Annotated in this window: 11 protein-coding genes; 8 read left to right on the top strand and 3 right to left on the bottom strand. The window is 71.3% G+C overall.

Features of this window, described 5'->3' with window-relative positions; translation table 11 throughout:
- Window positions 1-46: 46 nt before the first annotated feature.
- The 3 genes from AB0M39_RS05300 to truA all read left to right on the top strand — a co-directional run bounded on the left by AB0M39_RS05300 (window position 47) and on the right by truA (window position 2671).
- On the top strand, window positions 47-1069 hold the full coding sequence (locus tag AB0M39_RS05300; protein WP_003956430.1) for a DNA-directed RNA polymerase subunit alpha: 1023 nt from the start codon (window positions 47-49) through the stop codon (window positions 1067-1069).
- Between the two features lie 138 nt (window positions 1070-1207).
- The gene (gene rplQ / locus AB0M39_RS05295; RefSeq protein WP_365360384.1) at window positions 1208-1693 is read left to right on the top strand and encodes a 50S ribosomal protein L17; all 486 of its coding nucleotides are present in this window, start codon (window positions 1208-1210) and stop codon (window positions 1691-1693) included.
- Window positions 1694-1801: 108 nt separating this feature from the next.
- Window positions 1802-2671, top strand: a complete 870-nt coding sequence (gene truA, locus AB0M39_RS05290) for a tRNA pseudouridine(38-40) synthase TruA (protein WP_365360382.1) — start codon at window positions 1802-1804, stop codon at window positions 2669-2671.
- On the opposite strand, the gene AB0M39_RS05285 is transcribed toward truA, so the two are convergent.
- Window positions 2642-3631, bottom strand: a complete 990-nt coding sequence (locus AB0M39_RS05285) for a hypothetical protein (protein WP_365360380.1) — start codon at window positions 3629-3631, stop codon at window positions 2642-2644. The two genes, truA and AB0M39_RS05285, sit on opposite strands and share 30 nt — an antisense overlap.
- A gap of 55 nt (window positions 3632-3686) precedes the next feature.
- Here AB0M39_RS05285 and AB0M39_RS05280 point away from each other — a divergent pair, with 55 nt between their 5' ends.
- From AB0M39_RS05280 to AB0M39_RS05260, 5 genes are all read left to right on the top strand, one after another.
- Window positions 3687-5306 (top strand): ATP-binding cassette domain-containing protein, encoded by a 1620-nt coding sequence (locus AB0M39_RS05280; RefSeq protein ID WP_365360378.1) that lies wholly within the window; start codon window positions 3687-3689, stop codon window positions 5304-5306.
- Between the two features lie 418 nt (window positions 5307-5724).
- Complete coding sequence (gene rplM / locus AB0M39_RS05275) at window positions 5725-6168, top strand: 50S ribosomal protein L13 (RefSeq protein ID WP_365360376.1); 444 nt, start codon at window positions 5725-5727, stop codon at window positions 6166-6168.
- A gap of 44 nt (window positions 6169-6212) precedes the next feature.
- On the top strand, window positions 6213-6740 hold the full coding sequence (gene rpsI / locus AB0M39_RS05270; RefSeq protein ID WP_365360374.1) for a 30S ribosomal protein S9: 528 nt from the start codon (window positions 6213-6215) through the stop codon (window positions 6738-6740).
- A gap of 158 nt (window positions 6741-6898) precedes the next feature.
- The gene (gene glmM / locus AB0M39_RS05265) at window positions 6899-8257 is read left to right on the top strand and encodes a phosphoglucosamine mutase (protein ID WP_365360372.1); all 1359 of its coding nucleotides are present in this window, start codon (window positions 6899-6901) and stop codon (window positions 8255-8257) included.
- Between the two features lie 877 nt (window positions 8258-9134).
- The gene (locus tag AB0M39_RS05260; protein ID WP_365360370.1) at window positions 9135-10526 is read left to right on the top strand and encodes an alpha/beta hydrolase; all 1392 of its coding nucleotides are present in this window, start codon (window positions 9135-9137) and stop codon (window positions 10524-10526) included.
- 52 nt (window positions 10527-10578) lie between these two features.
- On the opposite strand, the gene AB0M39_RS05255 is transcribed toward AB0M39_RS05260, so the two are convergent.
- Window positions 10579-11517 carry a DUF389 domain-containing protein gene (locus tag AB0M39_RS05255; RefSeq protein WP_365360368.1) on the bottom strand — a complete coding sequence of 313 codons (939 nt, stop codon included), beginning with the start codon at window positions 11515-11517 and terminating at the stop codon, window positions 10579-10581.
- Between the two features lie 70 nt (window positions 11518-11587).
- Entirely contained in the window at window positions 11588-12589 is a 1002-nt protein-coding gene (gene coaA / locus AB0M39_RS05250; RefSeq protein ID WP_365360366.1) for a type I pantothenate kinase, read from the bottom strand.
- Between the last annotated feature and the right edge of the window lie 125 nt (window positions 12590-12714).

Genomic DNA, 12714 nt, shown 5'->3' with positions numbered 1-12714 from the left:
TTCCGTTGGCATCAAATAGTGGGTGCCAAGACTGGAGGCATTTCTCATGCTTATCGCTCAGCGTCCCTCGCTGACCGAAGAGGTCGTCGACGAGTACCGCTCGCGGTTCGTGATCGAGCCCCTCGAGCCCGGCTTCGGCTACACGCTCGGCAACTCGCTCCGCCGTACGCTCCTCTCCTCGATTCCGGGTGCGGCGGTCACGTCCATCCGCATCGACGGGGTCCTGCACGAGTTCACCACCGTGCCGGGCGTCAAGGAGGACGTCACCGACCTCATCCTCAACATCAAGCAGCTGGTCGTCTCCTCGGAGCACGACGAGCCGGTCGTGATGTACCTGCGCAAGCAGGGTCCCGGCCTGGTCACCGCTGCTGACATCGCCCCGCCGGCCGGCGTCGAGGTCCACAACCCGGACCTCGTCCTCGCCACCCTGAACGGCAAGGGCAAGCTGGAGATGGAGCTGACCGTCGAGCGCGGTCGCGGCTACGTCTCCGCCGTGCAGAACAAGCAGGTGGGCCAGGAGATCGGCCGTATCCCGGTCGACTCCATCTACTCGCCGGTGCTCAAGGTCACGTACAAGGTCGAGGCGACCCGTGTCGAGCAGCGCACCGACTTCGACAAGCTGATCGTCGACGTCGAGACCAAGCAGGCCATGCGTCCCCGCGACGCCATGGCGTCGGCCGGCAAGACCCTGGTCGAGCTGTTCGGTCTGGCGCGCGAGCTCAACATCGACGCCGAGGGCATCGACATGGGCCCGTCCCCCACGGACGCCGCCCTTGCCGCCGACCTGGCGCTGCCGATCGAGGAGCTCGAGCTCACCGTTCGTTCGTACAACTGCCTCAAGCGCGAGGGCATCCACTCCGTGGGCGAGCTCGTTGCGCGTTCCGAGGCCGACCTGCTCGACATCCGCAACTTCGGTGCGAAGTCGATCGACGAGGTCAAGGCGAAGCTGGCCGGCATGGGCCTGGCCCTCAAGGACAGCCCGCCCGGATTCGACCCGACCGCCGCCGCCGACGCCTTCGGCGCCGACGACGACGCGGACGCGGGCTTCGTGGAGACCGAGCAGTACTGATCCGAACGCCCGGCGACCAAGGCTTCGTCCTCGGTCGCCGGACGGGCTGGATCGCTGATAGCTGCCCGTAGGCATCCGCCTGCGGGGCCCTGACACCGGTACCTGACACGGCCGGTGCAGATCTCAAGGAGAAACACCATGCCGAAGCCCGCCAAGGGCGCCCGTCTGGGCGGCAGCGCTGCGCACGAGAAGCTCCTCCTCGCGAACCTCGCGAAGTCGCTCTTCGAGCACGGCCGTATCACCACGACCGAGGCCAAGGCCCGCCGCCTGCGTCCGGTCGCCGAGCGCCTGATCACCAAGGCGAAGAAGGGCGACATCCACAACCGTCGCCTGGTGCTGCAGACGATCACGGACAAGGGCATCGTGCACGTGCTCTTCACCGAGATCGCTCCGCGGTTCGCCGAGCGCCCGGGTGGCTACACCCGCATCACCAAGATCGGCAACCGTCGTGGCGACAACGCCCCGATGGCTGTGATCGAGCTGGTCGAGGGTGAGATCGCGAAGAAGGCGACCGTCGCCGAGGCCGAGGCCGCTACCAAGCGCGCGGTCAAGGAAGACGCCCTCAAGAAGGACGAGGACGCCAAGCCGGCCGAGGCCGCTGCCGAGGAGTCCAAGGACGCCTGAGGCCCAGCCTCGCACTGAGCGGGTCCGCCCCCTGCGGGGCGGGCCCGCTTTCGCGTAGCCGGGCCGGGCGGCGCCGCGCCGGCGGCGCCCCGCTGAGAGGAACGTTTGGTGAGTGACGAGGTGAAGCCCGGGTTCGTACGGGTGCGCCTGGACCTGTCGTACGACGGCAAGGACTTCTCCGGCTGGGCCAAGCAGGCCCGCGGGCAGCGGACCGTGCAGGGCGACGTCGAGGACGCGCTGCGCACGGTGACGCGGTCGTCGACGACGTACGAGCTGACGGTGGCCGGGCGGACGGACGCCGGCGTGCACGCGCGCGGGCAGGTCGCGCACGTCGACCTGCCGGTGGAGCTGTGGGCCGAGCACCGGGAGAAGCTGCTGAAGCGGCTGGCCGGGCGGCTCGCGCGCGATGTGCGCATCTGGCGGGCCGAGGAGGCGCCCGCGGGGTTCAACGCGCGCTTCTCCGCGGTCTGGCGGCGGTACGCGTACCGGGTGTCCGACGATCCCGGGGGCGTCGACCCGCTGCTGCGCGGTCATGTGCTGTGGCACGACTGGCCGTTGGACGTGGCGGCCATGAACGCAGCCGCGGAGCGGCTGGTGGGGGAGCACGACTTCGCCGCGTACTGCAAGAAGCGCGAGGGCGCGACGACCATCCGCACCCTGCAGACGCTGCGCTGGGAGCGGGACGAGGCCGGGATCGTCACCGCGACCGTGAAGGCGGACGCCTTCTGCCACAACATGGTGCGCTCGCTGGTCGGCGCGATGCTGTTCGTCGGGGACGGGCACCGGCCGGCCGACTGGCCGGGCAAGGTGCTGGCCGCGGGGGTACGGGACTCGGCGGTCCACGTCGTGCGGCCGCACGGTCTGACGCTGGAGGAAGTCGGCTACCCCGCCGACGAGTTGCTGGCCGCCCGGAACCGGGAGGCCCGCAACAAGCGGTCGCTGCCCGGTTCAGGCGGCGGGGGCGGTGGCTGCTGCTGACGCCTGCGCCTCGCCGCGGCGCACGATCTGGCGGAAGGTGAACTCCGCGAGGTCGTCGCCCGTCTGGAACGCCTTGGTGTCGCCCTTGGTGACGGACTTGGCCTGGGTGTAGCCGGTGGCGGTGAAGTAGGCGTACCGGCCGTAGGAGTTGGCGGTGAAGCGGCAGACCGGGCCGCCCTTGCAGAAGGTCGCCACGCCCGAGCCGGCCAGCGGGGCGACGTTGCCGTCGGCCTGCTGGACCGCCTTCTTCGCCTCCGCCTCGGCGCCGAACACCGCGACGCCGACGGTGACGGCGATGCCGTCCTTGCTGTACGTGGCGCGGAAGACCTGGTCGCAGCCGTTCCGGTCGAGGATCGGGCCGAGCGCGCCCTGGGTCGCCGAGGCGCAGTCGCCGGTGCGGGCGGTGCCGCCCTTGGCGTAGACGCGGTCGCCCATGGTCAGCTTCTTGCCGGGGAAGAGGGTCTCCGCGGACAGCGGCGCTGTGTCCTTCTTCTCATTCGAGATGAAGTCCTTGGGGTTCGGCGGGGGCAGGGGCGCCACGGAGGAGAAGGACGGCTGCGGCTGCGTGGTGTCCTTCGGCAGGTCGGGGGGCGCGGGGAACTCGCTGGAGTTCTTGCCCGAGGCATTGCTGTCCCCGTCGCCGTTCGACGCGACGACCGCGGTCGCCACGATGCCCGCGACGGCGGCGGTCGCGAGCGCGCCGCCGCCTATCAGCAGCCACCGTTTCCGGCGGGTGCGGGCGGCTGAGGCGTCGGCGAGCGCGGCCCAGTCGGGGGTGTTGTCGTCCGTGCGTCCGCGCTGGCCGAAGGGGTCGGGCGAGGCCGACCGATTGCCGAAGAGGTCCTGGCCGCCGTACGCGTTCGCGTCCTGACCCCCGTACGGGGCCTGACCCTGCCCCCCGTACGGGTTCTGATTCTGTCCACCGGGGCCCCACTGAGGTCCCCCCTGCCCAAAGCTCATGCCGCGCATCCTAAACCTGTTGGGAGCAACCGGTGTCGGCAGAGAGAATCGGAGTATGGGACATCTTGAAGCCGCGCATCTCGAGTACTGCCTACCGGACGGGCGGGTGCTCCTGTCGGATGTCTCCTTCCGGGTGGGGGAAGGCGCGGTCGTCGCCCTGGTCGGAGCGAACGGCGCGGGCAAGACGACGCTGCTGAAGCTGATCGCGGGGGAACTGGAGCCGCACGGCGGCACGGTGACGGTCAGCGGCGGGCTGGGCGTGATGCGGCAGTTCATCGGGTCGGTGCGCGACGAGCGGACCGTGCGGGACCTGCTGGTGTCCGTGGCGCAGCCGCGGATCAGGGAGGCGGCCCAGGCCGTGGACGCGGCCGAGGCGCTGATCATGACGGTCGACGACGAGGCCGCGCAGATGACGTACGCGCAGGCGCTGAGCGACTGGGCGGAGGCGCGGGGGTACGAGGCCGAGACGGTCTGGGACATGTGCACGATGGCCGCGCTGGGCGTTCCGTACGAGAAGGCCCAGTGGCGGCAGGTGCGGACGCTGAGCGGCGGCGAGCAGAAGCGGCTCGTGCTGGAGGCGCTGCTGCGCGGGCCCGACGAGACGCTGCTGCTGGACGAGCCGGACAACTATCTGGACGTGCCCGGCAAGCGGTGGCTGGAGGAGCGGCTGCGGGAGACCCGTAAGACGGTCCTGTTCGTCTCGCACGACCGGGAGCTGCTGGCGCGGGGCGCCCAGAAGATCGTGGCGGTGGAGCCGGGGCCCGCCGGCAGCGACGTATGGGTGCACGGCGGGGGCTTCGCCACCTTCCACGAGGCGCGGCGGGAGCGGTTCGCGCGGTTCGAGGAGCTCAAGCGGCGCTGGGACGAGAAGCACGCCCAGCTGAAGAAGCTGGTGGTCAATCTGCGGCAGGCGGCGGCGGTGAGCCATGAGATGGCCTCGCGGTACGCGGCGGCGCAGACGCGGCTGCGGAAGTTCGAGGAGGCCGGGCCGCCGCCCGAGCCGCCGCGCGAGCAGGACATCCGGATGCGGCTGCGCGGCGGACGGACCGGGGTGCGGGCCGTGACCTGCCAGGGCCTGGAGCTCTCCGGTCTGATGAAGCCCTTCGACCTGGAGGTCTTCTACGGGGAGCGGGTCGCGGTGCTCGGGTCGAACGGCTCGGGCAAGTCCCACTTCCTGCGGCTGCTGGCGGGGGAGCCGGTGGCGCACTCGGGGACGTGGAAGCTGGGCGCGCGGGTGGTCCCCGGCCACTTCGCCCAGACCCACGCCCACCCGGAGCTGCTGGGCCGCACGCTGGTCGACATCCTGTGGACGGAGCATGCGAAGGACCGGGGCGGGGCGATGTCGGTCCTGCGGCGGTACGAGCTGGAGCAGCAGGGCGACCAGGTCTTCGACCGGCTCTCGGGCGGGCAGCAGGCGCGGTTCCAGATCCTGCTGCTGGAGCTGGCGGGCACGACGGCGCTGCTCCTGGACGAGCCGACGGACAACCTGGACCTGGAGAGCGCGGAGGCGCTGCAGGAGGGCCTGGAGGCGTACGAGGGGACGGTGCTGGCCGTCACGCACGACCGGTGGTTCGCCCGGTCCTTCGACCGGTATCTGGTGTTCGGCTCGGACGGGGTCGTCCGGGAGACGACGGAGCCGGTGTGGGACGAGCGCAGGGTGGAGCGGGCGCGGTAGCCGGGGCGGCGCCCGGGGCTGTCTCCCGGGAGATCTCCGGTCTGTCTCCGTGGCTACCGGGGCTTCCGGGGCGTCCGGGGCTGTCTCCGGTCTGTTTCCGGGCCTGTTCCCGGGCTGTCTCCGGGGCTGTTTCCGGTCAGGGGCTGCGGCCCGCTGACCGGTACCCGTCACCTGTTTTGACCCGCCCGGGGGACCCCGGGTATTCTTCTGGTTCGTTATGCGTATTGGCTTGCTCTATCTCACGTGAGGGGCCCTTACGCCGGTCCACCGGGCCGATGACCAGCGGCAGGCATTCGGGTTGCGTCCCCGCGTGCCGCCAAGGCTGTCGTGATCGTCCGGGTGGCCTTGTCAGGACCCTTTCCCTGAGCCCTCGCGGGCGCGGGGAAACCCACTCACTGAAGAAGCGAAGGCTACGACCGTGCGTACGTACAGCCCCAAGCCCGGCGATGTCACGCGCCAGTGGCACATCATCGACGCGCAGGACATCGTCCTGGGCCGTCTGGCGACTACGGCAGCGAACCTCCTCCGGGGCAAGCACAAGCCGACTTACGCCCCCCACATGGACATGGGCGACTTCGTCATCATCATCAACGCCGAGAAGGTCCACCTCTCCGGCAACAAGAAGACCCAGAAGATGGCGTACCGCCACTCTGGCTACCCGGGTGGTCTGCGCTCCGTCCGCTACGACGAGCTGCTGGCCAAGACCCCGGAGAAGGCCGTCGAGAAGGCCATCAAGGGCATGATCCCCAAGAACACCCTGGGTCGTCAGATGCTCTCGAAGCTGAAGGTCTACGCGGGCGAGAACCACCCGCACGCTGCTCAGCAGCCGGTCCCGTTCGAGATCACCCAGGTCGCGCAGTAATACCGGCCACACCGCCTAAGAACGAAAGAAATCTGAGGAGAATCGTGGCCGAGACCACTGTTGAGACCGCCGTCGAGGGCACCGAGGGCGAAGAGACCTTCGCCGAGGTGACGACCTTCGAGTCGGACGCGCCCGTCGAGGGCGAGTACACCTCCGAGTCCATGGCGTCCCGCTTCGGCGACCCCCAGCCGGCCGCCGGCCTGGGCCGCCGCAAGAACGCCATCGCCCGCGTCCGGATCGTTCCGGGCACCGGCAAGTGGAAGATCAACGGTCGCACCCTTGAGGAGTACTTCCCCAACAAGGTGCACCAGCAGGAAGTCAACGAGCCCTTCAAGGTGCTCGAGCTCGACAACCGCTACGACGTCATCGCCCGCATCTCGGGTGGCGGCGTCTCCGGCCAGGCCGGCGCCCTGCGCCTCGGCGTGGCCCGTGCGCTGAACGAGGCGGACGTCGACAACAACCGCCCGGCGCTGAAGAAGGCCGGCTTCCTCTCCCGCGACGACCGTGCGGTCGAGCGCAAGAAGGCCGGTCTCAAGAAGGCCCGTAAGGCCCCGCAGTACAGCAAGCGTTAATCGCCTGCTCGGTCTGCTTTTCTGCGTACGCCCCGGCGGCACACTCTGTGCTGCCGGGGCGTACGCATTCCATGACCTCGGGCGTATAAACGGGCATGAAGCGCCCAGAGGCCAGCAATCACAGGCTTGCATTGTCGGAGCATTTTCGGAGGACAGCTGTGGGACGACTCTTCGGCACGGACGGCGTGCGCGGTGTCGCCAATGCGGACCTGACGGCCGAGCTCGCGCTCGGTCTCTCGGTCGCGGCGGCGCATGTGCTCGCCGAAGCGGGGACCTTTGCCGGGCATCGCCCGACCGCCGTGGTCGGACGGGATCCTCGTGCGTCGGGAGAGTTTCTGGAGGCCGCCGTCGTGGCGGGTCTCGCAAGCGCGGGCGTGGACGTCCTGCGCGTCGGTGTGCTGCCGACCCCCGCGGTCGCGTACCTCACCGGCGCGCTGGGCGCCGACCTCGGCGTGATGCTCTCCGCGAGCCACAACGCCATGCCGGACAACGGCATCAAGTTCTTCGCGCGCGGCGGGCACAAGCTCGCCGACGAGCTCGAGGACAAGATCGAGACCGTGTACGAGGAGCACCGCACCGGCGCTCCCTGGGACCGGCCGACCGGTGCGGGCGTGGGCCGCGTCTCCGACTACGACGAGGGCTTCGACAAGTACGTCGCGCACCTCATCGCCGTACTGCCCAACCGGCTCGACGGGCTGAAGGTCGTCCTCGACGAGGCGCACGGCGCCGCCGCGCGGGTCTCGCCCGAGGCGTTCGCGCGGGCCGGGGCCGAGGTCGTCACCATCGGCGCGGACCCGGACGGCCTCAACATCAACGACGGCTGCGGCTCCACCCACCTCGGGCTGCTGAAGGCCGCCGTCGTCGAGCACGGCGCCGACCTCGGCATCGCGCACGACGGCGACGCGGACCGCTGCCTGGCCGTGGACGCGTCCGGCGCGGAGATCGACGGCGACCAGATCCTCGCCGTGCTGGCGCTCGCCATGCGCGAGGCGGGGACGCTGCGCGGCGAGACGGTCGTCGCCACCGTGATGTCCAACCTCGGCTTCAAGCTGGCGATGGAGCGCGAGGGCCTGCAGCTCGTGCAGACCGCGGTCGGCGACCGGTACGTCCTGGAGGCCATGAAGGCCGAGGGCTACGCGCTGGGCGGCGAGCAGTCCGGGCACGTCATCGTGCTCGACCACGCCACCACCGGCGACGGCACCCTCACCGGCCTGATGCTGGCCGCCCGGGTCAGCGCGACGGGACGCTCGCTGGCCGAGCTGGCCGCGGTGATGGAGCGGCTGCCGCAGGTCCTGATCAATGTGCCGGACGTGGACAAGTCGCGGGTGAAGACCTCTGCGGAGCTGGCGAGCGCGGTCACCGAGGCGGAGCGCGAACTGGGCGCCACGGGCCGCGTCCTGCTGCGCCCCTCGGGCACGGAGCCGCTGGTCCGCGTCATGGTCGAGGCCGCGGACATCGAGCAGGCACGCTCGGTGGCGGGCCGCCTGGCGGACGTGGTGAAGTCGGCGCTGGGCTAGCGGACGACTGCGGGGGTGCGGGGTAGGGGCGGCGGGCTCGGCGGCTGTGCGGGCCCGCGGGGGCTAGGTCGCCGGGTGCGGTGCATGGCCGCGGTCTGCGGGGCTGCGGGCTTGCCGGATGCGGGCGGCGGACTGCGGGCTAGCGGGCCCGGCGGCAGCGGGGCCCGCGTGGGCCAGGTCGCCTGGCCGCGGTCTGCGGTGCTGAGGGCTGGGGCGCGCTCCGGCACTGGCGGCGAGGCCGCCCAGGGAGCTGCGGATGCCGCACGTCAGCCGCTCCTCAGCCGCCGTGAGGCCGAGCAGGGCGGCTCCGGCACTGCGTGGGCCGCTTCCTTCCGGACACTGGCGGCGAGGCCGCCTGGGGCGCTGCCGATGCCGCACGGCGGGTGATCCTCAGCCGCCGTGCGGCCGCGCAGGGCGTTTCCGGCGGCCGGGGCGCTGCCCTGCCGCGCGGGTTTCGGTGCTGGCGGAAGGGCTGTTCCGGCAGAGCGTGGGGCAGCCGTCTCTGGGGCTTCGGGCAGGGGCGGCTCGGCTCTGGTGCCGTGTGGGGATGCGTGCGTGCCGTCCGCGAGCTGCGGGCTCGGCGGCTGTGCGGGCCTGCGTGGGCCAGGTCGCCGAGTGCGGTGCCCGGCAGCAGTCTGCGGTGCTGAGGGCAGGGGCGGCTCCGGCACTGGTGGCGAGGCCGCCCAGGGAGCTGCCGATGCCGCACGGCGGCTGCTCCTCAGCCGCCGGGCGGCCAGGCCGGCCCGGGATGAGCTGGCAGCACGTCGTACCGCATGCCTCCCCCCGTACCCCTCCGCGCCGCCCGCGAGGGCCGTTCGGAGGAGCGTCGGAGTGGCGGGGGCGTGGCGGGCAGAGGCTCCTCCTAACGTTCGGCCGCATGAGAGACGCATCCACAGACCGTGCGCAGGCGCCCACGCGGCGTGGCGCGCTCGCCGGGCTTGCCGCCGGGGCCGGGGCAGTCGTGCTGGCCGGGGCATCGGCCGCCGCCGCGACCGGGCGTGGCCCGACTCCCGCGCCCGAGGCGTCGCCGACGCCCGGCGTCATGCAGCTGTTCGCCGACCCCGGGCTCAACTTCAACGCGCTGCTCGCCCTCGGCGCCGCCGGCTACAGCGCGTCCGAGGTCGGGGAGGTGCTGACCGCCGTCAACGCGATCAACGCCGCCGGGGCGAGCGAGCAGACGTACACCGCGGAGTTCCGCCGCTGGGGCGACCGGCTGACGGCCGACGCCTCGCCGCACCCGCAGACCCGCCGCTTCCGCTCGCTGCGCGCCGCCCAGTACTACGGGCAGGCGCTGTTCTTCGTGCTCGGCTCGGACACCCCCGGCGACGAGAAGAAGATCTACTTGGCGGGCCGCCGGTCGTGGGACGCCTTCGCCCGGCTGTGCACGCCCGCGGCGGTCACCGACCAGGTCCGGTACAAGGGCGACGCCAAGATCCCCGTCTGGTTCTTCCGCCCGGACGACTCCGGCAGGCCCCGGCCGACCGTCATCCTCACCAACGGCAGCGACGGCCCGAACGTCGACATGTGGTCCTACGGAGTCTCCGCCGCGCTCGCCCGCGGCTGGAACGCGCTCGTCTACGACGGACCCGGCCAGGGCCAGCTGCTCTACGTCGACCAGCTCGTCTTCAGCCCGCGCTGGGAGCAGGTGGTCTCGCCGCTCGTGGACTGGCTGGAGCGCCGCAAGGACGTCGACGCCCGCCGGATCGCGCTGACCGGCCTGTCCATGGGCGGCGACCTCGCGCCGCGCGCCGCGGCCTTCGAGCACCGGATCGCCGCCCTGGCCGCGCTGCCGGGCTGCCTCAGCCCGTGGCTGGGCTTCCCGGAGGAGCTCCGGGACATCGTGACCCCGGACAAGGAGGAGACCAACCGCATCTGGAACGAGGAGATCGTCCCGGAGCTGACGCCGTCCGAGCAGTTCGTGATCAAGAAGCGGATCGAGCCCTTCTCGATCCCGGCGATGCTCGCCGCCCGGCAGGGCCGGATGTTCACCGACTTCTGGACGCCGGCCCAGCGGATCATCGCCCTCGACATCACCGGGGTCGTGGGCCGTATCAAGTGCCCCACGCTGGTGCTCGACTACGAGTACGAGCTGTTCTACCCGGGCCAGCCGCGCGAGTTCTTCGAGCTGCTGCGCACCCGCAAGGAGTACCGGCTCATGCGGGCGGCCACCGGCGCCCAGCTGCACTGCTCGCCGATGGCGCCGCAGCAGCACTGCGAGGTCGTCTTCGACTGGCTGGAGGACACCCTGGGCCGGGGCGCGCGCCGGTAGCGGGCGGAGCCAGGTCAGGAGTTCGCGGCACGCCGGCGCTGCACGGCCCAGGTCAGGAGTTCGCGGCACGTCGGCGCTGCGCGGCCCACAGGCCCTTCTGGAGCAGCAGCGTCAGCGTGCCCGCCAGGACGATGCCCAGCAGGTTCAGCAGGAGCTGCTCGGTCGAGCCCCATGCCTGGTGGTACTCCTGGTAGCTGAAGGCCACCGCCGCGTTCGCCGCGGCGGGGACCGTCGTCACCGAGATCGCCACGCCCACCAGCGCGCCCGACTTCGCCGACGTCAGCGAGAGCATGCCCGCCGCGCCCGCCAGGACCGCCACCACGAACGAGAACCAGTCCGGGCGGTAGATGAAGTTGGTGTTGGGGCGCTCGGCGTTCAGCATCGCCTGGTCGAACAGGTCCACGGCGTCCATGAAGGAGCTGAACGCCACCGTCACCAGCATCGCCACCGCGAAGCCCACGATCAGCGCGACGAACGAGCGCCACGCCAGGCGCGCGGATCGCTGCACCAGGGCCGTGCAGAAGCCGGCCAGCGGACCGAACTCCGGTCCGACCGCCATGGCGCCCACGATCAGGATCGCGTTGTCCAGCACCACGCCGCACGCCGCGATCATCGTGGCCAGCGAGAGGAAGGCGACGTAGGTGGCCGAGAGGGTCGACTCCTCGTGGGTCGCGTCCTCCAAGTGCTCCCACAGCACCGCGTCCGCGCCCTCGCCCGGCGCGTCGTCCTCGGCCTGGTCGGCGCGCCGGGACAGCGACAGGTCGATGTTCTCGACGGCGATCGAGCCGGTGTCGTCGATGTCCATTCGGCGCAGCCCGCCGATCAGCTCGTCGGCCGCCTCGCGCGCCACGTCGCACATCACCAGGTCGCCCGGCGGGTCGAGGGCCGCGCCGGGAACGACCGCGAGATGCGTGGTGCCGACCGTCCCCTCGACCAGTCGGACTACCTCCTGGGTGCGGTCGGCCGGGGTGATCAGGCGCAGATGCAGCACGTGGCGGGACTCCCTCTCAGCTCAGCGTGCGGTTCGGCCTGCCGACAGCTCGGCCTGATGACAGCTCTGACTACAGCTTGCGCAGCGACAGACGCTGGACCTTGTGGTCGGGTCCCTTGCGCAGCACCAGCGTGGCGCGGCCGCGCGTGGGGGCCACATTCTCCAGCAGATTGGGCTTGTTGATGGTCCGCCACATGGTACGGGCGTAGTCCAGCGCCTCCTCCTCGGAGACCTGGGTGTACTTCCGGAAGTACGAGAACGGGTTCTGGAAGGCCGTCTCGCGCAGCTTGCGGAAGCGGTTGAGGTACCAGGTCTCGATGTCCTCGGGGCGCGCGTCCACGTACACGCTGAAGTCGAAGTAGTCCGCGAGGCCGACGCGGGTCCGGCCGTCCTTGCCGGGCAGGGCGGGCTGGAGGACGTTGAGGCCCTCCACGATGAGGATGTCCGGGCGGCGGACGGTCAGGCGCTCGCCGGGCACGATGTCGTAGATCAGGTGCGAGTAGACGGGCGCGGTGACCTCGTCCTTGCCGGCCTTGATGTCGGCGACGAACCGGGTCAGGGCGCGCCGGTCGTACGACTCCGGGAACCCCTTGCGGGACATCAGACCGCGGGCCTCCAGCTCCTTCATCGGGAGCAGGAAGCCGTCGGTGGTGACCAGCTCGACGCGCGGGTGCTCGGGCCAGCGGGCCAGCATCGCCTGGAGGACGCGGGCGACGGTGGACTTGCCGACGGCGACGGACCCGGCGACGCCTATGACGAAGGGGGTGCCGCGCTGGGTGCCGTGGCCGTTGCCCGCGTCGCCGAGGAAGGTGTTGAGCGAGCCCCGCAGGCCGGCGGTGGCGCCGACGTACAGATTGAGCAGCTGGGAGAGCGGGAGGTAGATGTCCCGGACCTCGTCGAGGTCGATGACGTCGCCGAGTCCGCGCAGCCGCTCCACCTCGTCGGCGGTCAGCGGCAGGGGGGTCTTGTCGCGGAGGGCGCTCCACTCCTGTCGGGTGAGGTCGAGGTAAGGGGACGACTCTGTCCTCTCGGCCCGGTCCGTCCTGCGGCTTCGTGGCGGCGAAGTGATCACATGCTCATTGTCGCGGCAGGCCGCTCATAGTGCGGCGTGGCGTCCCTCACGCCGGGGCCGCCGGGCGGATCGCGGGGGCGTTCCGGGCAGGCCCGGGCTCTCGCGGGAGGAATGTCAGTGGCGTA

Origin of the sequence: Streptomyces sp. NPDC051907 (genome assembly GCF_040681075.1) — a bacterium.
Taxonomy (GTDB): Bacteria; Actinomycetota; Actinomycetes; order Streptomycetales; family Streptomycetaceae; genus Streptomyces.
The sequence above is the reverse complement of the archived record's forward strand: the minus strand, read 5'-3'. Positions and strand labels throughout refer to the sequence as shown.